At 72.5% G+C, this 23,892-nt stretch carries 24 protein-coding genes; 8 read left to right on the top strand and 16 right to left on the bottom strand.

From position 1 onward, the window contains the following. Positions 1 to 396: 396 nt before the first annotated feature. Positions 397 to 927: a mechanosensitive ion channel domain-containing protein gene (locus OJ962_RS10835; protein ID WP_407697506.1), complete on the top strand. Its 531-nt coding sequence runs from the start codon at positions 397 to 399 to the stop codon at positions 925 to 927. A 71-nt stretch (positions 928 to 998) separates the two neighbouring features. Here the strand turns inward: OJ962_RS10835 and OJ962_RS10830 are convergent, their stop codons facing one another. Together OJ962_RS10830 and OJ962_RS10825 are read right to left on the bottom strand one after the other, a co-directional pair. Then, complete coding sequence (locus OJ962_RS10830) at positions 999 to 1,790, bottom strand: SDR family NAD(P)-dependent oxidoreductase (RefSeq protein WP_202952893.1); 792 nt, start codon at positions 1,788 to 1,790, stop codon at positions 999 to 1,001. Then, positions 1,787 to 2,950, bottom strand: a complete 1,164-nt coding sequence (locus tag OJ962_RS10825) for an FIST signal transduction protein (protein ID WP_202952892.1) — start codon at positions 2,948 to 2,950, stop codon at positions 1,787 to 1,789. The genes OJ962_RS10830 and OJ962_RS10825 overlap by 4 nt, the downstream gene beginning before the upstream one ends. A 25-nt stretch (positions 2,951 to 2,975) precedes the next feature. On the opposite strand from OJ962_RS10825, the gene miaA reads away from it, so the two are divergent. The 5 genes from miaA (at position 2,976) to OJ962_RS10800 (ending at position 8,382) form a co-directional block, all read left to right on the top strand. Further along, complete coding sequence (gene miaA / locus OJ962_RS10820; protein WP_202952891.1) at positions 2,976 to 3,836, top strand: tRNA (adenosine(37)-N6)-dimethylallyltransferase MiaA; 861 nt, start codon at positions 2,976 to 2,978, stop codon at positions 3,834 to 3,836. Between the two features lie 4 nt (positions 3,837 to 3,840). Beyond that, complete coding sequence (gene dapF / locus OJ962_RS10815) at positions 3,841 to 4,695, top strand: diaminopimelate epimerase (RefSeq protein ID WP_202952890.1); 855 nt, start codon at positions 3,841 to 3,843, stop codon at positions 4,693 to 4,695. Then, positions 4,696 to 5,556 (top strand): SDR family oxidoreductase, encoded by an 861-nt coding sequence (locus tag OJ962_RS10810; RefSeq protein ID WP_202952889.1) that lies wholly within the window; start codon positions 4,696 to 4,698, stop codon positions 5,554 to 5,556. Then, positions 5,553 to 6,509 (top strand): 2,3,4,5-tetrahydropyridine-2,6-dicarboxylate N-succinyltransferase, encoded by a 957-nt coding sequence (gene dapD, locus OJ962_RS10805; protein WP_202952888.1) that lies wholly within the window; start codon positions 5,553 to 5,555, stop codon positions 6,507 to 6,509. The genes OJ962_RS10810 and dapD overlap by 4 nt, the downstream gene beginning before the upstream one ends. 76 nt (positions 6,510 to 6,585) lie before the next feature. Next, on the top strand, positions 6,586 to 8,382 hold the full coding sequence (locus OJ962_RS10800; protein WP_202952887.1) for a methyl-accepting chemotaxis protein: 1,797 nt from the start codon (positions 6,586 to 6,588) through the stop codon (positions 8,380 to 8,382). On the opposite strand, the gene OJ962_RS10795 is transcribed toward OJ962_RS10800, so the two are convergent. Both OJ962_RS10795 and dapE read right to left on the bottom strand, forming a co-directional pair. Next, a complete protein-coding gene (locus tag OJ962_RS10795) occupies positions 8,366 to 9,478 on the bottom strand; it encodes a pyridoxal phosphate-dependent aminotransferase (protein ID WP_202952886.1) in 1,113 nt (370 codons plus the stop codon). The two genes, OJ962_RS10800 and OJ962_RS10795, sit on opposite strands and share 17 nt — an antisense overlap. After that, entirely contained in the window at positions 9,475 to 10,533 is a 1,059-nt protein-coding gene (gene dapE / locus OJ962_RS10790) for a succinyl-diaminopimelate desuccinylase (protein ID WP_202952885.1), read from the bottom strand. The genes OJ962_RS10795 and dapE overlap by 4 nt, the downstream gene beginning before the upstream one ends. A gap of 28 nt (positions 10,534 to 10,561) precedes the next feature. Between dapE and hflX the strand changes: the two genes are divergently transcribed. After that, a complete protein-coding gene (hflX, locus tag OJ962_RS10785; RefSeq protein ID WP_238930976.1) occupies positions 10,562 to 11,890 on the top strand; it encodes a GTPase HflX in 1,329 nt (442 codons plus the stop codon). Here the strand turns inward: hflX and OJ962_RS10780 are convergent. The 3 genes from OJ962_RS10780 to trhA are packed head-to-tail and all read right to left on the bottom strand — an operon-like array spanning position 11,862 to position 13,713. Continuing rightward, a complete protein-coding gene (locus tag OJ962_RS10780; RefSeq protein WP_202952883.1) occupies positions 11,862 to 12,614 on the bottom strand; it encodes a hypothetical protein in 753 nt (250 codons plus the stop codon). The genes hflX and OJ962_RS10780 overlap by 29 nt on opposite strands. A 13-nt stretch (positions 12,615 to 12,627) precedes the next feature. Next, complete coding sequence (dut, locus tag OJ962_RS10775) at positions 12,628 to 13,050, bottom strand: dUTP diphosphatase (protein WP_202953370.1); 423 nt, start codon at positions 13,048 to 13,050, stop codon at positions 12,628 to 12,630. 9 nt (positions 13,051 to 13,059) lie between these two features. Further along, positions 13,060 to 13,713, bottom strand: a complete 654-nt coding sequence (trhA, locus tag OJ962_RS10770) for a PAQR family membrane homeostasis protein TrhA (protein ID WP_202952882.1) — start codon at positions 13,711 to 13,713, stop codon at positions 13,060 to 13,062. Between the two features lie 146 nt (positions 13,714 to 13,859). Here trhA and OJ962_RS10765 point away from each other — a divergent pair, with 146 nt between their 5' ends. Next, positions 13,860 to 15,815, top strand: coding sequence for a putative bifunctional diguanylate cyclase/phosphodiesterase (locus tag OJ962_RS10765; RefSeq protein WP_202952881.1), 1,956 nt, complete (start codon positions 13,860 to 13,862; stop codon positions 15,813 to 15,815). On the opposite strand, the gene OJ962_RS10760 is transcribed toward OJ962_RS10765, so the two are convergent. From OJ962_RS10760 to OJ962_RS10720, 9 genes are read right to left on the bottom strand one after another with little or no spacing between them, the layout of a single operon-like run. After that, positions 15,808 to 16,794 carry an ABC transporter substrate-binding protein gene (locus OJ962_RS10760; protein ID WP_202952880.1) on the bottom strand — a complete coding sequence of 329 codons (987 nt, stop codon included), beginning with the start codon at positions 16,792 to 16,794 and terminating at the stop codon, positions 15,808 to 15,810. The two genes, OJ962_RS10765 and OJ962_RS10760, sit on opposite strands and share 8 nt — an antisense overlap. Continuing rightward, complete coding sequence (locus tag OJ962_RS10755; RefSeq protein WP_270006330.1) at positions 16,791 to 17,561, bottom strand: ABC transporter permease; 771 nt, start codon at positions 17,559 to 17,561, stop codon at positions 16,791 to 16,793. The genes OJ962_RS10760 and OJ962_RS10755 overlap by 4 nt, the downstream gene beginning before the upstream one ends. Beyond that, complete coding sequence (locus tag OJ962_RS10750) at positions 17,558 to 18,259, bottom strand: ABC transporter permease (RefSeq protein ID WP_202952878.1); 702 nt, start codon at positions 18,257 to 18,259, stop codon at positions 17,558 to 17,560. The genes OJ962_RS10755 and OJ962_RS10750 overlap by 4 nt, the downstream gene beginning before the upstream one ends. Then, on the bottom strand, positions 18,256 to 19,248 hold the full coding sequence (locus OJ962_RS10745; RefSeq protein ID WP_202952877.1) for an ABC transporter ATP-binding protein: 993 nt from the start codon (positions 19,246 to 19,248) through the stop codon (positions 18,256 to 18,258). The genes OJ962_RS10750 and OJ962_RS10745 overlap by 4 nt, the downstream gene beginning before the upstream one ends. 42 nt (positions 19,249 to 19,290) lie before the next feature. Further along, positions 19,291 to 20,031, bottom strand: coding sequence for a type 1 glutamine amidotransferase (locus OJ962_RS10740; RefSeq protein WP_202952876.1), 741 nt, complete (start codon positions 20,029 to 20,031; stop codon positions 19,291 to 19,293). Further along, on the bottom strand, positions 20,024 to 20,740 hold the full coding sequence (locus tag OJ962_RS10735; RefSeq protein ID WP_202952875.1) for a class I SAM-dependent methyltransferase: 717 nt from the start codon (positions 20,738 to 20,740) through the stop codon (positions 20,024 to 20,026). Before OJ962_RS10735 ends, OJ962_RS10740 begins: the two co-directional genes overlap by 8 nt. Continuing rightward, complete coding sequence (locus tag OJ962_RS10730) at positions 20,737 to 22,089, bottom strand: MurT ligase domain-containing protein (protein WP_202952874.1); 1,353 nt, start codon at positions 22,087 to 22,089, stop codon at positions 20,737 to 20,739. The genes OJ962_RS10735 and OJ962_RS10730 overlap by 4 nt, the downstream gene beginning before the upstream one ends. After that, a complete protein-coding gene (locus OJ962_RS10725) occupies positions 22,086 to 22,964 on the bottom strand; it encodes a diacylglycerol/lipid kinase family protein (protein WP_270006329.1) in 879 nt (292 codons plus the stop codon). Before OJ962_RS10725 ends, OJ962_RS10730 begins: the two co-directional genes overlap by 4 nt. A 13-nt stretch (positions 22,965 to 22,977) precedes the next feature. Then, positions 22,978 to 23,847: a LysR family transcriptional regulator gene (locus OJ962_RS10720; RefSeq protein WP_202952873.1), complete on the bottom strand. Its 870-nt coding sequence runs from the start codon at positions 23,845 to 23,847 to the stop codon at positions 22,978 to 22,980. Between the last annotated feature and the right edge of the window lie 45 nt (positions 23,848 to 23,892).

Genomic DNA, 23,892 nt, shown 5'->3' with positions numbered 1-23,892 from the left:
CACGGAGGCCGACGGCGGCCGCGGCGGGGCACGATCGCCGCGCGGCCACATGGAGCGGACAGCGCGGCCGCGATCCCCGCGCCCCCACACGGAGCGGACAGCACCGCCCCTTGCGCGGGTGGCCTCGTGGGCGTTTGGAGGTCCCACGAGGACAGGACCCGACCCACACGGCCAATCCCGAGCCGAACCGCAGCCGCCACGCGACGGCACGGAGACCCAAGCGGGCGCGCCCCAGAAACGCGAAAACCGCCTCGGCGGGCGGTCTAACTCGGTTATCGGCCGCTCGCGGACGAACCTTTAGCGCGATTTGCCTTGTTGGCGCGTTGGCGCTCAAGCGGCGCGACAAGGAGCCGCGAGGCAAAGACGTGGAGCGGCCCGAGCGCCATCACCGCCGTCGTGCTCGGCCTCGCCGCCCAGCAGACGCTCGGGAACCTGATCGCCGGCCTCGTGCTGATCTCCGTGCGCCCGTTCAAGGTCGGCGACCGCGTCCGCCTGCAGGCGGGCGGCCTCGCCGGCCAGGTCGAGGGCGTGATCTCCAGTCTCGGCCTGCTGTACACGACGCTCGCCCAGGGCCAGGACTCGATCATGGTCCCGAACAACGTCGTCCTGTCGGCCGCGATCGTGCCGCTGCGCGAGCCCGCCGCCGTCGACCTGCGCGCCCGGCTGCGCCCCGATGTCCGTCCCAGCGACATCCAGACGATGCTCGAGGAGGCGATCTCCACGCCCACGCGCGGCGAGCCGAACATCTCGCTCGAGGAGGTCGACGCCGACGAGGTCGTCGTCCGCATCCAGGCCACGCCGCTGTCAGACGCCGACGGCCCGCGCCTCGCCGACGAGGTCCTCGCCGCGGTCGGCAGCGCCACCGAGCACCCCGCCGGCAGCGGGAACGGCGTGACCGACGACGGACGCAGAAGTGACGGCGGCTGAGCCCCTGTGCGGCGCGAGCGCGCGGCGTGAGGGCGGGCGCGAGCGCAGGCGCGCGCGGCGCGCGGCGCGAGTCAGCGCTTGCCGGTCTGCCCGCGCCCGATCGCCTCGGACGTCTTGACCGCCCCGAGCTTGCGCTGGACGGCGCCGATCGGGCCGGGCGCCACGGACGCGAGCAGCGCGCCCGCCCGCAGCGGCAGGGGCGCGACGTCGAGCTCCGCACGGTTCTGCTCGATCGCCTTCACCGTGGCCCGCGCGACGTCCTCGGGCCGCTTGGTCCCGACGTAGCCGGGCAGCTTGGCGCCGGAGTCGGCGAACATGCCCGCCTCGCGGATGAACCCGGGCAGGACGACGGACACGCCGACGCCCTTCCCGGCCAAATCCTCCCGCAGCGCGAGCCCAAAGCCGCGCAGGCCGAACTTCGTCGCCGCGTACACGGACGAGCCGGGCGCGGCCGCACGGCCCGAAAGCGACGACATGAACACCAGGTGCCCGCTGCCGCGCTGCACCATCGCGGGAGTGAGCGCGTGCGCGAGCAGCATCGGCGCGCGCAGGTTCACCGTCAGCGCGCGGTCGATCTCCTCGACCGAGAACGAGTGCAGCCCGCCGCTGGCCGGCAGCCCGGCGTTCGCGACCAGCACGTCCACGCGGCCGGTCTGCGCCAGCAGTTCCGCAACCGCCTCCCGGTCCGCGAGATCGGACGCGAACGCGACACCGCCCACTTCGGCCGCCAGCGGCTCCAGCACGTCCGCGCGGCGGCCCGTCAGCAGCAGCGTCGCGCCGCGCGCGTGCAGCGCGCGCGCGATGGCCTGGCCGAGCCCGCCCGTCGCGCCCGTCAACAACACCCGCGCACCATCGAGGTTCATGCGAACACCGCCACCGTGGCCGTAAAGGAATGCAGGAAGTAGCCGCCGCCGACCGGGCCGATCTCGCCCGCGGCGAAGAACCCGGCGGCCGGGGCGCCGGCGAGCGACTCCGACACGGCCTCGACATCATGGCCCTCGCGCCCGAACATGCCGCGCCCGCGGCCGTTGCACGCGAACAGCAGCGCCCCCGCGGGCGTCCGGCCGCCCAACGCGGTCATGCGGATCGACAGCGCCTCGCGCAGGTCGCGCCCCGCGCTCTCGGCGTCCCGCGCATGCAGCCGCACGACCTGCCCAGGGTGGATGTCGGCGGCGAGCGCGACCTGCCCGGTGTCGGGGTCCGCGCCGAGCAGCCCGCGCACGAGGAAGTCGCCCTGCAGGTAATCGGGCTTGTTGGCGTCCACGACGATCCCCATCAGCAGCCCGCCCTGGACGAGCTGGAGCTCCTCCGGCGGCAGCTCCTCGATCGTGTCGCGCAGCTTCTCGAGCGCCGGCTTGCCCGCGAGCTCGCCGATCACGCGGCCCTCGCCGGCGGTGATGGTCAGCTCGGGGCCGATCGGCGCCGCGCCCTGCGAGACGGCCGGGAGCATCTCCACGCCGTCGAGCCGGACGCCCACCGCGCCGTCGGTGACGACGCGCTCGTCGATGAACAGCACCGCCTCGTCGTCCAGCGAGCGCCCGGACGCGAGCCCGCCGATCAGCGGGAGCATCGGCGTCGACTCGCTCAGGAAGCGCAGCACCGCGTCGGTCGGGAACGTCTCCGGCTCGGCGATCAGGATCGCGCCGTCGGCGCCGGTCAAGTCGGCCATGCCGGTCAGCGCGCCCGTGCCGGCCTCGAGCTCCTCGACCGCGGCGTGGAACGTCGTCGCCGTCCCGTCGCCGAGCGTGGCCGCCCAGACGGACACCGCGGTGCCGTCCTCGACCTCCTGCCCGTGCCCGATCACGCCGCCCGCGCCGCACCCGATCACGCCGTCGGGCTGCAGGATCTCGTGCACCGCCTCGAGCACCAGCTCGGGCGCTCCGAGCACGGTGCCGGACGCGAACACGACGGCCAGGTCGCAGCGCGCGACGCCGAGCTCGGCGGCCGCGGCGGAGGCGGCGTCGAGCGCCGCTGCGCGCGGCTGCCCCAACCTCGACAGACCGGTTCCGATGCGGACGGACATGCCATGGTGACGATACTGCGGGGCCGTGCAAGTCTTCGCTGTGTTCGGGCCGACGGGCGTCGGCAAGACCGCCGTCGCCATCGCCCTCGCCGACGCGCTGCGCGAGCGCGGGGAGGACCCGGTGGCGGTGTCCGCGGACTCGATGCAGATCTACGCGGGGCTGCCGATCCTCACCGGCGCGGCCGACGCGCAGGAGCAGGGCCGGCTCGAGCACCGGCTGCTCGGCTTCGTGCCGATCGACCAGACCTACTCGGCCGGCGCCTTCGCCCAGCGCGCCCACGCGGAGATCGACGGGCTCATCGAGCAGGGGCGCCGGCCGATCGTGGTCGGCGGCACCGGCCTCTATCTGCGGGCCGCGCTCGCCGAGCTGGACCTGCGGCCGCCGGTGGACCCCGCGATCCGGGAAGCGCTCGCCGCCCGCGACCTCGCCGAGCTCTACGCCGAGCTGCCCCCGGAGCTCAACATCCGGCCGACGGACACGCACCGCATCATCCGCGCGCACGAGCTGCTCGCGACGGGCCAGCACCCGCACACGACGAGCGACCAGCTGTGGACCGAGCACACGCGCCACCCGACGCTGCTCGCCGCGCTGGTGATGGACCGCGAACGGCTGTACGCGCGGATCGAGGCCCGGATCGACGCGATGATCGCGGCCGGGGCGGCCGACGAGGTGCGCGCCGTCGCCGACCGCGCGAGCGCCACCGCCCGCCGCGCCGTGGGCTTCCAGGAGCTGCTGGACGGGGACGTCGAGGCGATGAAGACGAGCACCCGCCGGTACGCCAAACGCCAGCTCACGTGGCTGCGCAAGCTGCCCGGCGCGCACCGCATCGACGTGACCGATCGCACCCCGCAGGACGTCGCCGCCGAACTGATCGCCATGATCTAACACCGTGCGCTTCGAGAAGTGGCAGGCGCTGGGCAACGACTACCTCATCTTCGAGGAGGTCGAGCTGTCCCCGAACACCGTCCAGCGGCTGTGCGATCCGCACTTCGGGCCGGGCGCCGACGGCGTGCTCGTGCTGACCAAACCGGACGAGCCGGGCTACGTCGCGCGGCTGCGGATCTTCAACCCGGACGGCAGCGAGGCCGAGCTGAGCGGCAACGGCGCGCGCGAGGCGATCCTGTACCTGCGCCGGCACTGGACGGACGCGGACACGTTCTCCATCCAGACGCTCGCCGGGGAGATCCGGCCGACGATCCTGAGCCCGACCACGTGCCGGGTGGACATGGGCCGGGCCAGCCTCACCAGCCCGAACTATCCCGACGGGCCGCCCGACGGCACCGGCGAGGTCGCGGGCTACCGCTTCCAGCACGTCGCCATCGGCAACCCGCAGTGCGCGATCCGCGTCCAGGACCCGGACGCGCTCGATCTGCAGGCGATCGGCCCGCAGATCGAGCGCAGCGCCCTGTTCCCGAACCGCACGAACGTCTCGTTCTGGAAAGAAGTGGCCCCGGACACGATCCGGGCGCGCATCTTCGAGCGCGGCGTGGGGGAGACGCTGTCCTCCGGCACCGGCGCGAGCGGCGCGGCGGTGGCACACGTGGTCCGCGGCGGCGACTCGCCCGTGACCGTCCAGCTGGACGGGGGCGAGCTGGTCGTCGACGTCGACGAGTCCCTGCACGTGGACCTGACCGGGTGGGCCGAGCCCATCTACGCCGCGCAACTGAGCGAGGAGTTCCTAGCGGGGGGCCTGGGGGGCGGCAGCCCCCCAGAGGATCTCAAACAACACATGGAGGCCGAATAGATGCTGCTGGTGACCGGAGCGACCGGGACGACCGGCATGGAGGTCCTCAAGGCGCTCAAGGCCCGCGGCGCCGAGGCCCGCGCCCTGGTGCGCGACGAGACCAAGGCCCACCACCTGCGCGACCTGGGCTTCGAGCCGGTCACGGGCGACCTGGGCGACCCGCGCACGCTCGGGCCGGCGCTGGAGGCCGTCGAGCGCGCGTACCTGGTCTCGCCGATGGGCCCGATGCAGTCCGAGTTCGAGCAGGCGTTCCTGGAGACCGCGCGCGAGGCCGGCGTCAAGCACATCGTCAAGTTGTCGGTGATCGGCGCGAGCCCCGAGGCGCCGCTGCGCTTCGCCCGCACGCACGCGAAGGTCGAGCAGGCGCTCAAGGACTCGGGCATGGCGTGGACGCTGCTGCGCCCGACGAGCTTCATGCAGAACACGCTCAGCTGGGGCGCGCGCGTGCTGGACGGGACGTTCTACTCACCCGTGCCGGACGCGGCGTTCAGCATCGTGGACGCGCGCGACGTCGCCGAGGTGGCCGCGGTCGCGCTCACCGAGGAGGGCCACGAGGGCAAGGCCTACGGGCTCTCCGGGCCCGAGCCGGTGTCCTACCGTGACCAGGCCAAGCGGGTGTTCGCGGCCGCGGGCCGTCAGGTCACGGTGCAGGAGATCCCGGTCGAGGCGCTCAAGCGCGAACTCGTCCGCGCGGGGGTCCCGCCGTGGAACGCCGAAGGGCTGACCGAGCAGTTCGAGCAGTACGCCGGCGGCGGGCTGCAGATGGTGACCTCGGGCGTCAAGGACGCGCTCGGCCGTGACCCGCGCACGATCGACGAGTTCGCGAAGGATCACGTGGACGCATTCAAGGAGCAGGCATGACAGAAGGTGGGGCCTGGGGTGCCGGGCTGGCGACGTACGCGGGCGACCGCATCCTCGAGGTCTTCTATCCCGACCCGCAGCTCGGCTCCAAGGGTGAGTCGGCGCTCACGCAGCTGAGCACGGAGAAGGCGTCCGAGTACGGCCTGCCGACGGCCCTGCGTACCGACGAGCTGCGCGACGTCCGCCAGGCCGCGGTGCTGACCCGGATCGCCGACCTCAACACGCCGCCCCGCAACACCGCCGACGCCTACCTGCGCCTGCACCTGCTCAGCCACCGGCTCGTCAAGCCGCACTCGATCAGCCTCGACGGCATCTTCGGCGTACTGCCGAACGTCGCGTGGACGAGCGCCGGCCCGGTCGACCCTGCCCACCTCACCGCGGTGCAGCTCAAGGCGCGTGGGGAGGGCATCGCGCTGCAGGTCTTCAGCGTCGACAAGTTCCCGCGTATGACCGACTACGTCGCGCCCTCCGGCGTGCGCGTCGCGGACGCCGACCGCGTGCGGCTGGGCGCGCACCTGGCCGAGGGCACGACCGTCATGCACGAGGGCTTCGTGAACTTCAACGCCGGCACGCTCGGCACGAGCATGGTCGAGGGCCGGATCAGCGCCGGCGTGGTCGTGGGTGATGGCTCGGACGTCGGCGGCGGCGCGTCGATCATGGGCACGCTCAGCGGCGGCGGCTCCGAGGTCATCTCGATCGGCGAGCGCTGCCTGCTGGGCGCGAACGCCGGGATCGGCATCTCGCTCGGGGACGAGTGCACGGTCGAGGCCGGGCTCTACGTCACGGCCGGCACGGTCGTCACGTTGCCGGACGGTGAGACCGTCAAGGGACGGGACCTGAGCGGCGCGAACGGCCTGCTGTTCCGGCGCAACTCGAAGACCGGCACGGTCGAGGCGCTTCCGCGGTCAGGCAGCTGGCAGGGCCTGAACGCGGCACTTCACGCCAACAACTGAAAGCTCACGTAGCGGCAAGTTCTGCCCCGAGCGGCCGACCGATCGGGGCATGCTTGACCGATTCCGAGGCACACGGGTGCCGGTGAAACTGTGGGTGATCGTCGTGATCGCCGCCCTCGGGGTGGTTGCGACGGGTTGGACGCGCCTCGCCGAGGTGCGTCCCACTGAGACGGAGGCGCGCCAGGACAAGGTGCGCGACCTCACGAACACGGCGCTGACGACCATCGCGGGCTTCCAGGCCCGCGAGCAGGCCGGCGAGCTGACGCGCGCGCAGGCCCAGGCCGGCGCGATCGCCGCCGTCAAGTCGATGCGCTACGGGGACAACGACTACTTCTGGATCAACGACATGCGCCCCGTGATGGTCGCGCATCCGATGAAACCCGAGCTCGAGGGCAAGGACCTCAGCGCCAACCAGGACCCGAACGGCAAGCGCCTGTTCGTGGAGATGGTCAACGTCGTCAAGGCCGACAAGGCCGGCTTCGTCGACTACATGTGGGACCGGCCGAACGCCGAGCAGCCCGTGCCGAAGCTCTCCTACGTCGCCGGCTTCGAGCCGTGGGGCTGGATCGTCGGCACCGGCATCTACGTCGACGACGTGGACGCCGCGGTGCGCTCGGCCACGATCACCGTCGCCTGGGAGACCGGGCTGGTGCTGGCGATCATCGCGCTGCTCACCTTCCTGATCAGCCGGACGATCTCGCGTCCGGTGGCCGCCGACGCCGCGCGCATGCGCAAGCTCGCGACGGGTGAGCCGGCCGCGGCCGACGGCGGCCTGGCGGAGACCCGCGAGGCGCTCGAGGACCTCTCGACCTACCTCAGCGAGTCCGCGCGCGTGGCCGAGCGCATCGCCGCCGGCGACCTCACGGTCGACGTCGAGCCGCGCTCGGAGCACGACGTTCTCGGCAACGCCCTCGCGGCGATGGTCGGCAACCTGCGCCGGCTCGTCGGCGACGTCACCGACAGCGCCGGCACGCTCAACGAGGCGTCGCGCGAGATGGCGTCCACGTCGGACGAGACGGGCCGCGCGGTCGGCGAGATCGCCGCCGCGGTGGGCGACGTCGCGCAGGGCGCCGAGCGCCAGGTGCGGATGGTCGAGTCCACGCGCGAGGCCGTCCAGCAGGCGGCGCGCGCCGCGGACGCGAGCGCCGAGACGGCGCAGGCCACCGCCGAGGCCGCCGACAGCGCCCGGGCCGCGGCCCGCAGCGGCGCCGAGGCCGCCGAGCACGCCACGGCCGCGATCCAGCAGGTCGCGACCTCCAGCGAGCAGGTCAGCGTCACCATCCAGGACCTGTCGCAGCGCTCCGAGCGCATCGGCGGGATCGTGGACACGATCACCGGCATCGCCGAGCAGACCAATCTGCTCGCGCTCAACGCCGCGATCGAGGCCGCCCGCGCCGGCGAGCAGGGCAAGGGGTTCGCCGTCGTCGCCGACGAAGTGCGCAAGCTCGCCGAGGAGTCCCAGACCGCGTCGGGCCAGATCGCCGCGCTGATCTCCGAGATCCAGGCCGAGACCGGCCGGGCGGTCGAAATCGTCCGCGCCGGCGCGCAGCAGACCGAGGAGGGCGTCGAGACCGTGCGGCGCACGCGCGCGGCGTTCGAGCAGATCGGCGCGAGCATCGACGAGATGGGCGCCCGCGTCGGCGAGATCGCCGCGTCGGCCCAGGGCATCGCGGGCGACATCACGCGCGCCGAGCAGGACATCACCGAGGTCGCGGCCGTGGCCGAGCAGTCCTCGGCGTCCGCCGAGCAGGTGTCGGCGTCCACGCAGCAGACGAGCGCGGCGACCCAGGAGATCGCCGCGTCGGCTCAGACCCTCGCCGGCACCGCCGAGCAGCTCAACGAGCTCGTGCGGCGCTTCAAGGTGCTCGCATGAGCTCGACCGCACGCTCGATCGCGTCCAGCGGCGGGACGAGCGCGAGCCGCAGGTAGCCCTCGCCCGCAGGGCCGAAGAACGAGCCGGGCGCGACGATGACGCCCCGCTCGAGCCAGCGGGCGGCGAGCTCGTCGGACCCTTCCATCCACAGGAAGAACGACGCGTCGCCGCCCGCGGAGCGCAGCCCCAGCGCCTCGAGCGCCGGCAGCAACAGATCACGCTTGGCCTGATAACGGGTGCGGACCTCGGTGACGTGCGCTTCCTCGTTCCAGGCGGCGATCGCCGCGTGCTGGAGCACGTCCGGAGGTGCGACGCCGACGTTCGGCCGGTACTTCTTGAGCGCGGCGACGATCTCCGGGTCGCCCGCGACGAAGCCGGAACGGTAGCCGGGCATCGACGAGCGCTTGGACAGCGTGTTGAACACCGCGACGTGGCGCAGGTCGGTGAGCTGGAGGGCGGACTCGGGGGCGCGGTCGCCGAAGTACAGCTCCGAGTACGCCTCGTCGGACGCCAGCACGAACCCGTGCTTGCGGGCCAGCGCCGCGGCCTCGACGTAGAAGTCGAGCGGCGCGGTCGCGCCCGTCGGGTTGTTCGGGTAGTTGAGCCAGAGGATCGCGACGCGCGACCAGTCGACGGCGCCGAGGTCCGGCAGCCAGCCGTCGGCCTCGCGCAGCGGCAGCTCGACGACCTCCTTGCCCGCGAAGCGCGCGCCGCGGTCGTAGACGGGATAGGCGGGCTGCGGGATCACGACCTGGTCGCCGCCGAACACGTGCGCGAGCCCGAACACCGCCTCCTTGGAGCCCAGCGTCGGGACGATCTGCGTGTCGGGGTCCAGCGAAGTGCCGAAGCGGCGCTGCGCCCAGCCCGCGATCGCCGCCCGCAGCTCCGGCAGCCCGACCGCGCTGGGATAGGGCGCGAGCGGCTGGATCGCCGCCGCGAGCGCCTCGCGGATGAACGCCGGGGTCTCCTCACGCGGCTCGCCCATGCCGAAGTCGATGAGCTCCACGCCCTGGGAGCGCAGCCGCGCCCGCGCGGCCTCGAGCTTCACGAACGGGTAGGTGCCGAGCCCGTCGAGGACGGGGGAGAGCCTGATCATGCGCCGAACGCCTCCAGGACGCGGTGGGCGTGCAGCAGCCGGTCGACGCCGATGCCCTCGCCGCGCTGGTGCGCCTGCGCGGTCTCGCCCGGTCCGAAGTTCACCGCGGGGTAGCCGGCCGCGGCGAACTCGGCCACGGGCGTCCACGCCTGCTTGGGCGCGACGTGCAGGTCGCCCGCGGTGATCAGCTTCTGTGCGAGCGGGTGATCGACGGCGACGGCGCCCGAAGGCGCGTTCCCGTCCACCGTCAGCGCCCCGAGGCCCTGCGTGAGCGCGAGCAGCCGCGCCTCGGCCTCGGCCGGCGTGCGGCCGGGCGCGTAGCGGAAGTTGACGTGTGCCGTCGCCGTCTCCGGGACCACGTTCATGGCGATCCCACCGCTGACCTTCGTCACCGACGCCACCTCGTGGAAGGTGAGTCCGTGGAAGTCGACGGGCAGCGAGGGCGCGGCCGCGAGCGCCGCGATCCCCAGCGCCGCCTGGTGGATGGCGTTGACGCCCTGCCACGGCCGCGCGGAGTGCGCGCTGCGCCCGGTGAACGTCCACGTGGCGTTGATGTTGCCCAGGCAGCCCGCGTGCAGCTCGCCGTCGGTGGGCTCCATCACCACCACGAACTCCTGCTGGAGCGTGTGCCGCTCCAGCAGCGGCGCGAGCGCGCTCTCGGTCGCCGGCAGCTCCTCACGGGGGAAGAACACCGCCGCGTACGGCACCCGCGCCAGCACGAGCTCGATCATCACGGCCAGGGCGCCCTTCATGTCCGAAGCGCCGAGCCCGAACACGCGGCCGTCCTCGATCCGACCGGGGAGGTTGTCCTGCGCGGGCACGGTGTCGAGGTGACCGGCGAGCAGCACCTGGGGGCGCGTCTCGGACGGGTAGGCGAGCACACAGGAGTCGCCGAGGTCCTCGACCACGGCGCCGCCCCCGCGCAGCACGCTCGCCACGTGCTCGGCGAGCGCGGCCTCGTGGCGGGACTCCGAGGCGATGTCGATCAGCTCGAGCGTGCGCGCAGCGAGGCGCTCCGCGGCTTCGGACTCGCTCGGCGCAGGGGCAACGGGCATAGGTCCGGGGACTCTAGAATGGGAAGCCTTGGAACGCTCTCGTAACGGCCGCACAACCCAGTCCCGTCCCGTCGCGCAGCCCGGTGAGGGCCGCGCCCGCCAACGCGCCTTCTGCATCGCCGCCTCGCCGGAGACGGCCGACCTGGAGGAGCTCAAGGAGCTCCTGCGCACCGCCGGCGTCGCCACGGTCGGCGAGCTCGCCCAGAAGCGCGACAGCCCGCACCCCAACCTCTACATGGGCCCGGGCAAGGTCGACGAGATCAAGCCGCTGCTCAAGCGCTTCGACGCGAACGTGGTCGTCGCCGACGACGAGCTCACGCCCCGCCAGCAGCGCAACCTGGAGGCCGCGCTGGATCTGCCGGTGCTCGACCGCACGTCGGTGATCCTGGACATCTTCGCCTCGCACGCCCACACCGCCGAGGGCAAGATGCAGGTCGAGCTCGCCCAGCTCGAGTACAACATGGCCCGCATGCGCGGCCTGTGGACGCACTTGGAGCGTCTGGGCGCCGGCCGCGGCGTGGGCGGCATCGGCACCCGCGGCCCGGGCGAATCGCAGATCGAGACGGACCGCCGCCTCGCGCGCGACCGCATCACGGTCCTGCGCCGCCGGCTGGAGGACGTCAAGTCCACCCGCGCGACCCAGCGGGCCGAGCGCGAGCGCGCGCACCTGCCCAACGTCGCCCTCGCGGGCTACACGAACGCGGGCAAGTCGACGCTGCTGAACGCGCTCACGGGCGCCGAGGTCGGCGTCCGGGACCGCCTTTTCCACACGCTGGACCCGACCACGCGCACGCTCAAGCTGCACGGCCGCACGTTCCTCGTGACGGACACCGTCGGCTTCATCCGCAAGCTCCCGCATCAACTGGTCAACGCGTTTGCGGCCACGCTGGAGGAGACCAAGCTCGCCGACCTGGTCCTGCACGTCGTCGACGCCTCCGCCGACGAGGAGGAGCTGATGGCGATGACCCGCGCCGTGGAGGACGTGCTGGAGGAGATCGGCGCCGGCAGCTCGACCCGCATGCTCGTGCTCAACAAGGCCGACACGCTCGACGACGAGCGTCGCCGCGAGCTCTCCTTCCGCCATCCCGACGCAGTGCTCGTGTCCGCCCAGACCGGCGAGGGCCTCGAGGAGCTCCAGGAGCGCATCCACGAGGAGTTCGAGAAGACGCTGCAGGACGTCGAGCTGCTGCTCCCGTACGACGAGGGCGGCCTCGTGCATGAGATCCACGAGATCGCGGGGGAGATGGGCCGCGAGGACACGCCCGAGGGCGTGCGCCTGACCGCCCGGCTGCACCCGGTCGTCGCCGAGCGCTACAGCCGCTTCTCGCTCAACGGTGGACGTAGTCCAAGCGCGTAGACCGCACGTGGCGACCGGCGTAGCGCACGGATAGGCGTGCGTCGGCGCCGAAGAAGCCGTCGTCGACGGACCCCGCGTGCCAGCTCGTCCGGCCGAGGCGACCGCCGAGCACCCGCTGGACCTCGCGTTCGCTCATACCGACGAGCGTCCGGCAGCGCACGAGCCCTTCGGCCACCGGCGTGGGGTCGCGCTCCCAGGCCGCCCGGCTGAACTCGAACCGCTCGCACGAGCTCGGCCCGGCGGCGATCGCGACCGCCGCACCCGCACTCCCCAGGCCCGCGAGCCCGAGCACTCCGATGAGCGAGGCGAGGGCGGCGTCGGGCAGCTCCATCGGCGCCGTGGCGGCCAGCGTCGCGATCACGAGCGCCGCGCCGGCGGCGAGCGCCAGCCAGCCCGCGCACTCCATCGCGGGCGTGGCGTACTCCTCGCGCGTCGTCACCGCGTGCAGCGCCTTCGCGTCGGCGGCCAGCGCGACGAGCGCGTAGGCCCCGGCCGAGACGACCAGCGCGGTCTGCTGCAGCACGCCCCAGGACCCGTCGGCCCAGCGCCCCGCGAACAGCGGCCACGCGGCGAGCGGGGAGACCGCGACGACGACCAGCGCCGCCAGCACCGGCGTCAACGACCAGTACAGCCAGAACAGCGTCGTCCAGACCAGGACGAGCCCGCCCGCCGCGGCGCCGAGCGCCACGAACCCACCGGCCAGGCGCAGCCACAGCGGTCGCATGCGCCCAAGGTACTCAGCGACCGCTGGAGCCGAACCCTCCGGTTCCGCGATCGCTGTCCGGCAGCGCGTCCACGGCCTGCAGCGCCGGCGCGGCGAACGCCACCAGCAGCAGCTGGGCGATCCGGTCGCCGGCCTGCGCGCTCCACGGCTCGGAGCCGTGGTTGATCAAGATCACGCGCAGCTCGCCGCGGTAGTTGGGGTCGATCAGCCCGGGAGCGTTCACGCACGAGATGCCGTGCTTGATCGCCAGCCCCGAGCGCGGGAGCACGAGCCCGCACAACCCCGGCGGGATCGCGACCGCGACGCCCGTGGCGATCAGCGCCCGCTCGCCCGGCGCGAGCGTGAACGGCTCCACGCAGGCGAGGTCGTAGGCGGCGTCGCCTTCGCGCCCACGGGTGGGCACCCGCGCCTCAGGATGCAGCAGCTGGACTTGAATGCGTTAGAGCTAAGCGTCGAGCCCGGACGGCACGATCCAGCCGGCCATCGTGATGAAGTGCGTGATCGCGGCGAGGATCACGAATACGTGGAAGATCTCGTGGAAGCCGAACACGGCCGGCCACGGGTTCGGGCGCCCGAGCGCGTAGATGATCGCGCCCACGGTGTAGAAGAGGCCGCCGAGGCCGAGGAGCACGAGCGCGATGCCGGGCAGCTCGGCGTGCATCTGCGGGAACGCCACCACCGCGACCCAGCCGAGGGCGACGTAACAGAGCGCGCAGATGGCCCGCGGCGCGTTGATCCACGCGACCGAGAGCGTCACGCCCGCGAGCGCGCCCGACCAGACCGTGATCAGCACGATCCACTGCACCGTGCCCGAGAGCACCAGCATGCCGACCGGCGTGTAGGAGGCGGCGATGAACAGGTAGATGGTCGAGTGGTCCACGCGGCGCAGGATCGGGCGCCAGCGCGGGTTCCAGCGCCAGCGGTGGTAGAGGCCGCTGCCGCCGAAGACGGCGCACAGGCCCGCGCCGTAGACCGCCGCGGCCATCCGCGGCGCGCCGCCGGGCGTGAACACGATCAGGCAGACCGCCGCCACCAGGGCGAAGAAGAACGCGTAGGCGTGCGACACACCGCGCAGGCGGGGGATGTCCAGGGCGTCCATGAGTCAAATATGCCCGGATCCGCGCGGGTCGAACAACGACCGTGCGGTCAGTGTGCGGACGACTACAACGGGGCTGGACGGGTACCCACAGGGTCCGCGAGCGTCCAGAAAGGCGAACCTTGCACGCACAACTCGACGGGATACCGGTGCCGTGCTACGTCTGGCACCGCGCCAAGGGCAACTTCTGGCTCGAACACGCCAATCGCGCCGCGTTCGACCTGACCGGTGAACGGCTCGCCGAGCGCATCGGGCGCCCGGTGACCGAGGTGTTCGCCGACCGGCCCGAGATCGCCGACGACCTGGCGCGCGTGGCCCGCACCGGCGAGACCGTCGAGCGCGAGCTCCAGTACCACGAGCGCCGGCTCGCCATCAGCTTCGTCCCGATCGGCGAAGACCGCATCCTCGCCCATACCGAGGACGTGACCGCGCTGCGCGAGAACGAGGAGCGCCTACGGGCCGTGATCGCGACGGTCGAGGACGGGCTGCTGACCGTGGACCTCGCAGGCGCCGTCGTGGACGCCAATCCCGCCGCCTGCGCGATCCTCGGCATCCCGCGCGAGCAGCTGCTCGACGACCCCGTCTGGTGGGAGTCGCTGCAGCTGCGCTACGCGGACGGCTCGCCCCTGTTCCTCGATGACCCCGACCATCCCGGCGCGCGGGCCACGCGCGGGGAGATCGTGCGCGACGTGGCACAACGGATCACGCGCCCGGACGGCGAGACCGTCGAGGTCTCCACCAACTACACGCCGCTGCGCAGCGGGCCCGAGGGCGCCCTCAAGGGCGTCGTGATCGCGATCGACGACGTCACCGAGGCGCGCCGGCTGCAGGCGCAGGTCGCCCACCAGGCGCTGCACGACCCGCTGACCGGCCTTCCGAACCGCCTGCTCTTCCAGGAACGTCTCGAGCAGGCGCTCAGGCGCGAGCACCGCGGCCGCGTGGTCGTGCTGCTCGTCGGCCTCGACCGCTTCCGCGCCGTCAACGACACGCACGGGCACGCCGCCGGCGACGCCGTCCTGTGCGAGGTCGCGGGCCGCCTGCGCGGCGTGCTGGAAGCGTCCCACGCGCTCGCACGCATCGGCGGCGACGAGTTCGCCGTCCTGGCCGAGTGCGAGGACGAGCGCAGCTCCGCCGAGCTCGCCCAGCGGCTGTGCGGCGCGCTGCTCAAGCCGCTGGAGACCGGCAGCCAGATCACCGCCTCGGTCGGGATCGCCGTCGAGGAGGAAGGCCAGCGCGCCGCGGACCTGCTGCAGAGCGCCGACGCCGCGATGCAGCGCGTCAAGGCCCGCGGCGGCAACACGTTCGAGATCTTCGACCACGCCATGGAGGGCCGCCTGCGCGACCGCCTCAAGGTCGAGGACGGCATCCGGCGCGCGATCGCCAAGGACGAGCTGCGCCTCGTCTACCAGCCGATCGTGGAGCTCGACCCGTTCCGCACGGTCGCCGTCGAGGCGCTCGTGCGCTGGCAGCACCCGGAGGAGGGCCTGCTCGGCCCCGCGCGGTTCCTGCCCGTCGCCGAGCAGGACGCCCAGCTGATCTCGGGCATCGGCCGCTGGGTGCTGCACCGCGCGTGCATCGAGGCCCGGCGGTTCCCGGACGACATCCGCGTCAGCGTCAACGTCGCCGCGCGCGAGCTGAGCGATCCCGACCTGGAGGACCGCATCCTGGGAACGCTCGAGGCCACCGGCACGCCGCCCGAGCGGATCGGGCTGGAGATCACCGAGACGACGCTGATGGAGGGCGGGGACGCCGGCATCGACCCCCTGGTGCGGCTCGCGGACGCCGGCCTGTACATCTCGCTCGACGACTTCGGGACGGGCTACTCGAGCCTGACCCGGCTCGCGACGTTGCCGCTGAACGGGATCAAGCTCGACCGCGGCTTCGTCGCCCGCTACACCGGCGAGCGCGACCGCCGCATCATCGAGGCGGCGGTCAGCATCGGCCGCGCCGCCGAGCTCAACGTCGTCGCCGAGGGCGTGGAGACCGAGGACCAGCTCGAGCTGCTGCGCGCGGCGGGCTGCGGGTTCGTGCAGGGCTACCTGCTCGGGCGCCCGCAGCCGCCCGAGCAGATGATCGCGGCGCTCGGCGCCGCGGTGGCTACTTGATCAGCCCGGTCTCCTGCAGGTACTCCTTCGCGACCTCGGCCGGCTCCTTCTTGTCGAGGTCCACGCGCGCGTCGAGCTCCTGCATCGCGTCGTCGGTGAGCGGCTTCTGGATCAGGTCGATCGTCTTCGCCAGATCCGGGCCGGCGGCGTCCGCGGTCTCCTTCTTCATCAGCAGCGTCGGGTTGTACGGCGGGAACATGCCCTTGTCGTCCTCGAGCAGGATCTCGCCGTTGCGCTTGATCTGCGGGTCGGTCGTGTAGACGATCGAGACGTCGGCGCGGCCGGAGTCCAGGACCTCGTGGCGCTGGTCGCCCGAGACGGGCACGAAGCGCTTGAAGTCCAGGCCGTAGATCTCCTGCAGGCCGAGCAGGCAGTCCATGCGCTGGCGGCACTCCGGCGTGCCGTAGAGCGTCAGGTCCTTGGCCACCTTCGAGAGGTCGGAGATGTTCTTGAGGCCGTACTTGTCGGCCGTCTCCTTGGTCACCGCGACCTCGTTGGACGAGGTGAACGGCGCGGGCGGGAACGCGGTGATGCCGTCCCCCTCGAACGAGGTCTTGACCTCGTCGTAGGCCGCCTGTGGGTCCTTGGGCAGGTCCGCCGCGTCCTTGTCGAAGAAGATCAGCAGCGCGCTGCCCGTGTACTCGGGGTAGGCGCTGATCTGACCGCCCTCGAGCGCCTGCATCGCGGACTGCTCGTCCGCGAGGTTGAGGTCCGTCTTGGTGGTGTAGCCCGCGGCCGCGAGGCCCTGGGCGTAGATCTCGCCGAGCACGCGCTGCTCGGTGAAGCTCTTGGAGCCGATCGTGAGCGAGACCTTGGCGTTGTCGGGGTTGTCGACGATCTGGCCGGAGGCCTCGGCCGTCGCGGTGGGCGTCGACTCCGAGCCGGTCGTGGTCGGCTCCTCGTCGTCACCCCCGCAGGCGGCGACACCGACTGCCAGCGTGGTCAGCACGGTCGCGAGTAGATACGGGGTTCGTCTCATGGCGCGGTCTGGATCCTCCTCTTGGTGAGACCGAAGCGGGAACGCGCGCGGCCCTCGGGACCGCGCTCAAGCTTGATGCCTTCCGGGGTGACGGCGCGCTGGACGGCCGACAGGCCGATCTCGGCGGCGATCGCCAGCACGGCGACGATGATCGACGCGCCGATCTGCCCTTCGCGCCCGTAGACCGAGAACGCCACCAGCGGGTCGCCGAGCGTGACGACGCCGACCAGCGGCGCGATCGTCGCGGTGGCGATGACGTTGACGGTCGACGTCTTGATGCCGCCGAAGATCAGCGGCAGCGCGAGCGGGAGCTCGACCTGGCGAATCACCTGCGCGCCCGACAGCCCCATGCCGCGCGCCGCGTCGACGGCGTCGCGGTCCGTCTGGCGCACGCCGACGTAGGCGTTGGTCAGGATCGGCGGGATCGCCAGCAGGGCGAGCGCCAGCGTCACGTTCAGGAACTCGGGGCTGCGCGGGAAGAACGCGACGAACAGCGCGATCAGGGCGACGCTCGGCACGGCACGGCCGACGTTGGACGTGCTGATCGTCAGGAACGAGAAGCGGCCCGTGTGGCCGAGGATCAGGCCCAGCGGGAGCGCGACGGCCATCGCGAGCCCCATGGCGGCCGCGGACAGCTTCAGGTGCTCCCACAGCAGCGCCAGGTTGTGGCTGCCGCCGACGGGTGACCCGCGCTGGTTCTCGCGCTCGCTGAAGATGAACGAGATCGCGTCGCCGAACTCGCCCAGGGCGGCGAAGGTCGCGCTCACGTCGCCACCTTCCGCGTCCACGGCGTGATCAGCTTCTGCGCGGCCAGCACGAGCAGGTCGAGCACGACCGCCAGCAGCACGCACAGCCCGCCCGCGACCACGACGTTCGAGCGGAACTGCATGTCGTTGAAGATCTCCTCGCCCAGCCCGCCGGCGCCGGCCAGGAACACGAGCGCGGTCAGGCCGACCGTCGTCGTGACCGCGATCCGCAGCCCGGCCATGATCGCCGGCAGCGCGAGCGGGAGCTCGACCCGCCACAGCAGCTGACGGGGCGTGAGGCCCATGCCGCGCCCGGCGTCACGCGCCTCGGCGGGGACGCCCTCCAGGCCTGTGATCACGTTGCGGAAGATGATCAGCAGCGTGTAGGCGACCAGCGCGATGACGGCGGTCGTCTTCCCGCGGCCGGTGAGCGGCAGCAGCAGGAAGAACAGCGCGACGCTCGGCAGGGTGTAGAGGATGCCCGTGATCTGCGTGATCGGCGGGATCAGCCAGCGGCGGCGATGCGCCACCAGCGCCAGGCCGAACGCGATCACGAAGCCGATTGCGACGCTGATCAACGTCAGCGCCAGGTGCTCGAGGAACGGATCCTGGTAGCGCTCCCAGTTGTCGGCGATCCAGCTCGGGCAGAAGCCGTTGTCGGCGACGCAGGAGTCACCGGCGTCGTCCTCCCCGCGGATCTGCAGCTGGGCGAGGATCATGCCTTCGCCAACCTCGCGAGGGCCTCCATGCTGATCCCGCCGACGGTGCGGCCGCCTGAGTCGACGACGTTGCCGTGCAGCGCGCCGTGCTGGAGCAGGTCGCTCAGGGCGTCGCGGACGAGCGCCGTGTCCCGGATCGACGGGCCGCCGTTGGACGGGCCGAGCTCGATGTCGGACACCCGCAGCAGCGCGAGCCGCTTGAGTGCGCGGTCGGCGCCGACGAAGTCCTCGACGAACTCGTTCGCGGGGTGCAGCAGGATCTCGGACGGCGTCGCGTACTGCGCGAGCTTGCCGCCGACCTGCAGGATCGCGATCCGGTCGCCCATCTTGATCGCCTCGTCGATGTCGTGGGTGACGAAGACGATCGTCTTGCGGATCTCGGCCTGCAGGCGCAGGAACTCGTTCTGGAGGCGCTCGCGGTTAATCGGGTCGATCGCGCCGAACGGCTCGTCCATCAGCATCAGCGGCGGGTCGGCGGCGAGTGCGCGGGCCACGCCCACGCGCTGGCGCTGGCCGCCGGACAGCTGCGCCGGATAGCGCTTGGACATGTCCTGCGGCAGGCCGATCAGGTCCAGCAGCTCCTCGACGCGGGCGTTGATCTTCGGCCGGTCCCAGCCGAGCAGCCTCGGGACGGTGGCGATGTTGTCGGCGATCGTGCGGTGCGGGAACAGGCCGATCTGCTGGATCACGTAGCCGATCTCGCGCCGCAGCTCGTCCACGTCACGGTCCTTGACGCTGCGCCCGCCGACGAGGATGTCGCCGGAGGAGATGTCGATCATCCGGTTGACCATCCGCATCGCGGTGGTCTTGCCGCAGCCGGACGGGCCCACGAACACGCAGATCTCGCCCGCCGGGACGGTCAGGCTCAGGCCGTCGACCGCGGGGGAGTCGGCCCCGGGATAGCGCTTCGTGGCCTCGGCGAACTCGAGCTCGACCGCTTCGCGGTAGCCGGACGGCCCCTCTGATTGGGCGGTGTGGGTCGGAGGCAAGAGGAGGGTCCCTCGGGGGAAGGGTGCCCGGATGCTACTGGGTCAGATACCGGCGGCACGCCGTGCGGCGGCGTGTGCGGCGTCTTCGAGCCGGTCGTCGAGTGGTTTGAGCTCACTTACCGCCCGGTGCAGGGCGGTTGCGGTCAACCAGTCCGCGAACCACGCGTTCTTGGGCAGCAGCGGGCCGTGCAGGTAGGTCCCGACGACGGTGTCCCGGGGCCCGCCGCGGACGCCCTCGAAGCCGGAGCGGCCGTCGTTCCCGTGGCCCTTGAGCACGCGGCCGAGCGGGCGCGTGTGCGCTCCCAGCCGGGTGCGACCGCCGTGGTTCTCGAAGCCGGCGAGGACGTGCCGGGTGCCGTCGAGCTCGAGCTCGATCGCGACGTTGCCGATCAGGCGCGGCCCGTCCTCGCGGACCGTCTCCAAGTCGACGAGGCCGACGCCCGGGAGCTTGGTGCCGTCGAGCTCGTAGGCGTGGCCGAGCAGCTGGTAGCCGCCGCAGACGGCGAAGATCACCTTGCCGTCCTCGGCCGCGTGGTGCAGCGCCGCGCGCTTGTTCGTCGCCATGTCCTCCGCGCACAGCGCCTGGTCGCGGTCCTGGCCGCCGCCGATGTAGAGCAGGTCGTGCGCGTCGGGGTCCAGCTCGTCGCCGAGGCCGACGCCGCTGAGCTCGAAGCCGAGGCCGCGCCACTGCGCGCGCCGCTGCAGCAGCTGCAGATTGCCGCGGTCGGCGTAGATGTTCATCAGGTCGGGATAGAACGCGCACACGCGCAGCACGTCAGCCACGGAAGAGCACCACCTCGGACGCGACGTGCTCGGGCGTCTCCTCGATGTGGCGCAGCTCGTCCGCCTCCAGGCCGTGCTGGGCGGCCTCCTCGGCCAGGGTGCCGGGGGAGACGACCGCGAGCTCGATCCGGTCCTCGGTGGTCTCGCGCTCGCCGTCGGGCGCGACGCGCTGGCGCAGGCGGTCGATCGTGGCGCTGTGCGGGCCGACCTGGACCGAGACGGGCTGCGAGATATAGGTGTACTCGCCGAAGTGGCCGATGTCGGGCGCGGGCAGCGGCGGCTGGCCGTCGTAGGTCTCCAGCTGGGTGACGATGGCCACGGCCAGGCGGCCGCCGGGGTGCAGTGCGCGGCGGACCGAGTCGAAGAATCCGAAGCGCGTGGGCAGCAGCTGGAGCGTCTGCATGGGGACGAGGATCAGGTCGAACTGGCGCTCGAACGTGAACGAGCGGGCGTCGGCGGCGACCGTGGGCACGGTCACGCCGGCTTCGTGCGCCCGCTCGGTCAGCACGTCGAGCAGCTCGGGCTCGAGGTCGAGCGCGGTGACGTCGACGCCCGCGTAGGCCAGCCGCAGCGCGACACGGCCCGTTCCCGCCCCGATGTCGAGCACGCCGTGCTGGGACTCCTTGGCGAGCTCCTTCCACAGCGGGAGGTCGGCCTCGTAGCGGCCGCATTCAACGTCGTGCCAGGCGGCGAGCTCGGAGATCGTCATCGCCAGTAGGCCTCCGCCTGGCCGCGGCGGGTGAGCAGCTCGCGCAGCTCGAGCAGGGCCGTGTAGGTGGGGATCACGTACAGCGGGCCGTCGCCGGACCTCAGGGCGTGGTCGAGCCCGTGCTCGAGGTTGTCGATCACGGTGATCTTCGTGGGGTCCAGGCCGGCGTACTTCATGCGCAGCGCGAGCTCGGCGGCGCGCGTGCCCGAAGCCGTGAACGAGCGCACGCTGCCGACCAGCAGCTCCCAGTCGGCGTCCCAGACCCAGCTGACGTCGCGGCCGTCGGCGACGCGGTCGTTGAGCACGCCGAGCAGGTCGAGCTCGGTGCCCTCCAGCGCGAGGGTTCTGAGCACCTCGTTCGCGCCCGCCGGGTTCTTGACGAGGAGCAGGCTCGTCGGGCGGCCGAGGTCGAGCGTCTCGGCGCGGCCGAACGCGGGCGCGACGGCCTGCAGGCCCGCGATCACGTCGTCGAGCCCGACGCCGAGCTTGAGTGTCAGCGCGGCGGCGCCGAGCGCGTTGTAGACGTTGTAGAGGCCCGGGAGCGGGAGCTCGACGCGGCGGCCGTCGAGGTCGAAGGCCGCGTTGCGGATGCCGTTGAGCTGCACGTTGGTGGCCACGACGGTCGGCGTGGGGCGCTCCTGGCCGCAGTTCGGGCACTTGTAGTGCCCGAGATGGGCGAGGTACACGGCGCTGTAGGTGTACGCGTGCCCGCAGCGGCGGCAGTGCTTGGAGTCGCTCGCGTGCTGGAGCTCGGGCAGCGCGAGGCGGTCGTCGTCGACGCCGAAGTACACAGGCTCCGGTGCGTTGCGGCCGAGGTCGGCGACCAGCGGGTCGTCGGCGTTGAGCACGAGCCCGGCGCGGTTTCGGACGATCGCCGCCCAGCGGTCGGCGATCGTCTCCAGCTCGCCGTAGCGATCCAGCTGGTCCCGGAACAGGTTGCCGAGCAGCATGGCGCGCGGCTCCACCTGCTCGGCGACCTGCCCGAGCCAGAACTCGTCCACCTCGAACAGGCCGAAGTCGCCGGTGAGCCGCCGTCCGCCGTTGCGCGCCGCGCCGGCCAGCGTTGAGGCGATACCGCCCGCCATGTTCGCCCCGGCGCGGTTGTGGACGAGGTGCGCGCCTGTGCGCTCGAGGATCGAGGCGACCATCGCCGCGGTCGTCGTCTTGCCGTTGGTGGCCGAGATCACGACGCTGCCGCGGGTGAGGCGGGCCGACAGGTGCCGGATCGCGTCCGGCTCGACGCGCGTGAGCACCTTGCCGGGCAGGCTCGTGCCGCCGCCGCGGCCGGCCGTGCGCGCGAGTGTGCCGACCGCCTTCGCGGCGGCCACCCCTGCGGCCAGCCGGATCATGCGGGCGTCACCACCCGCAGCGCGCCCGGCTGGACCGTGACCGTGAGCGGCAGGTCGCCGATCGGGTCGCCGTCGGCGTAGGCCGTGAACGGGCGGTCGGCCTCGAACGTGATCTCGCTGCCCTGCAGCAGCGTGATCGCCGGGTCCTTGAGGTGGCTGCCGTTGAACACGCGCGGGAGGCCGCGCAGGTAGCGCAGGCGGGACTGCTGGCGGATCATCACCACGTCCAGCTGGCCGTCCTCCATGGACGCGTCGGGCGCGAGGAACATCCCGCCGCCGAAGACGCCGGAGTTCGCGACCGCCACCGAGTAGCCGGGGTAGTCGTGCGCGGTGCCGTCGATCGTCACCCGCCAGTCGGCGGGCTTCCAGCGGGCGATCGCGCGCAGCACGCCATAGGTGTAGACGAACGTGCCGAGCTTGAGCCGGGTCTCCAGCGCGATCCGGGACACGTCGGAGTCGATCCCCGCGCTCAGGATCCCGAGGTAGACCGTGCCGTTGGCGACCGCGAGGTCGATGTGGCGCTCCCGCCCGGTCTCCAGCAGCTTGACGGCCTCGACGGGGTCGAACGGGATCTTCAGCTTGCGTGCGAAGTCGTTGCCGCGGCCGCCGGGGAGGACCGCGAGCAGTCCCTGGCGGTCGCGCAGCTCGCCGGCGACGGCGCCGGTGATGCCGTCGCCGCCCATCGCCGCGATGATCTCGCCCGCGTCGCACGCCTCCCGCGCAAGCTCGCGCGCGTGCTGCATGGACGTCGTCTCGGTCATCCGGAACCGCCGTCCCTGGCTGCGCAGCGCGGCCTCCACGCCGGGCAGCAGGCGCAGCGCCCGGCCGCCGCCGGCGTGGGGGTTGACGATCAGGCAGACAGGGCCGTCGATCACGAGGTCCGGGAGGCTAGACGGTCAGCTCGCGCACGATCGCCGCGAAGGCCGCGACGAGCGGGTTGGCGTCGCGTTGGCGCCAGGCGAGCGCGACGCGCAGTGGGTCGATGTCGGCGATCGGCACCCATGCGAGGTCCGGGCGGGCGTAGAAGGTCGTCATCGAGGCGCCGACGATGCAGTAGGCGGAGCCATCGGCGACCTGCTCGAGCATCTCTTCGACGTTGTCGTTCTCGGGGCCCCAGCGCGGCTGCGCGCCGCTCGGGCGCGGGTTCACGGCCCACCAGTCGACCCAGTAGCGGGGTGCGCGGCGCGTCCACATGATCGGCTCGTCGTTGAGCTCGTCGACCGCCAGCTCGGCGCGGCGCGCCAGCGGGTGGTCGCATGCGAGGCCGGCGAAGCGCGGCTCGCTGGCCACGATCTCGGACTTCAGGCCCGTGAGATCCGCCGGCAGCCACACGAACGCGACGTCGGTCTCGCCCTCGCGCAGGGCCGCCACCTCGCCGCCCCAGTCGTAGCGGCGCGGCTCCACGCGCACGTGCGGGAAGCGGGCCAGGAAGCGCGCGCGGGCCTGGGTCGAGAGCCGGCCGGCGCCGGTGGCCTCGAACCCGACCCGCAGCCGGCCCGTCTGCCCCCGCGCGGCGTCGAGCGCCGCGTCGAACGCCCGCACCGCCTCGGCGCCCGCGCTCACGAGCGCCTCGCCCGCCGCCGTGGGTGTCACGCCGCGCCCGCCGCGCGTGAACAGCTGCACGCCGAGCTCCACCTCGAGCTTGCGCAGCGTCTCCGACAGCGCGGACTGGCTCAGGTGCAGCTCGGTTGCGGCGCGCGAGACGCTGCCGTGCTCGGCGACGGCGAGCACGTAGCGCAGCTGGCGGATCTCGGCCATCGGCGCAACCGATACCACGCTGCGGCAACTCGTGTGGAGCGACCG

Origin of the sequence: Solirubrobacter deserti (genome assembly GCF_027587175.1) — a bacterium.
GTDB classification, from domain to species: domain Bacteria; phylum Actinomycetota; class Thermoleophilia; order Solirubrobacterales; family Solirubrobacteraceae; genus Solirubrobacter; species Solirubrobacter deserti.
This window is presented reverse-complemented; position numbering and strand designations above follow the sequence as displayed.

Bases quoted from the DNA above. Each gene is read 5' to 3' on its own strand.
- OJ962_RS10830 (WP_202952893.1), bottom strand. From the start codon at position 1,790: ATGAACCTCGATGGTGCGCGGGTGTTGTTGACGGGCGCGACGGGCGGG.
- OJ962_RS10825 (WP_202952892.1), bottom strand. From the start codon at position 2,950: ATGTCCGTCCGCATCGGAACCGGTCTGTCGAGGTTGGGGCAGCCGCGC.
- OJ962_RS10810 (WP_202952889.1), top strand. From the start codon at position 4,696: ATGCTGCTGGTGACCGGAGCGACCGGGACGACCGGCATGGAGGTCCTC.
- dapD (WP_202952888.1), top strand. From the start codon at position 5,553: ATGACAGAAGGTGGGGCCTGGGGTGCCGGGCTGGCGACGTACGCGGGC.
- OJ962_RS10795 (WP_202952886.1), bottom strand. From the start codon at position 9,478: ATGATCAGGCTCTCCCCCGTCCTCGACGGGCTCGGCACCTACCCGTTC.
- dapE (WP_202952885.1), bottom strand. From the start codon at position 10,533: ATGCCCGTTGCCCCTGCGCCGAGCGAGTCCGAAGCCGCGGAGCGCCTC.
- OJ962_RS10780 (WP_202952883.1), bottom strand. From the start codon at position 12,614: ATGCGACCGCTGTGGCTGCGCCTGGCCGGTGGGTTCGTGGCGCTCGGC.
- trhA (WP_202952882.1), bottom strand. From the start codon at position 13,713: ATGGACGCCCTGGACATCCCCCGCCTGCGCGGTGTGTCGCACGCCTAC.
- OJ962_RS10760 (WP_202952880.1), bottom strand. From the start codon at position 16,794: ATGAGACGAACCCCGTATCTACTCGCGACCGTGCTGACCACGCTGGCA.
- OJ962_RS10750 (WP_202952878.1), bottom strand. From the start codon at position 18,259: ATGATCCTCGCCCAGCTGCAGATCCGCGGGGAGGACGACGCCGGTGAC.
- OJ962_RS10735 (WP_202952875.1), bottom strand. From the start codon at position 20,740: ATGACGATCTCCGAGCTCGCCGCCTGGCACGACGTTGAATGCGGCCGC.
- OJ962_RS10730 (WP_202952874.1), bottom strand. From the start codon at position 22,089: ATGATCCGGCTGGCCGCAGGGGTGGCCGCCGCGAAGGCGGTCGGCACA.
- OJ962_RS10720 (WP_202952873.1), bottom strand. From the start codon at position 23,847: ATGGCCGAGATCCGCCAGCTGCGCTACGTGCTCGCCGTCGCCGAGCAC.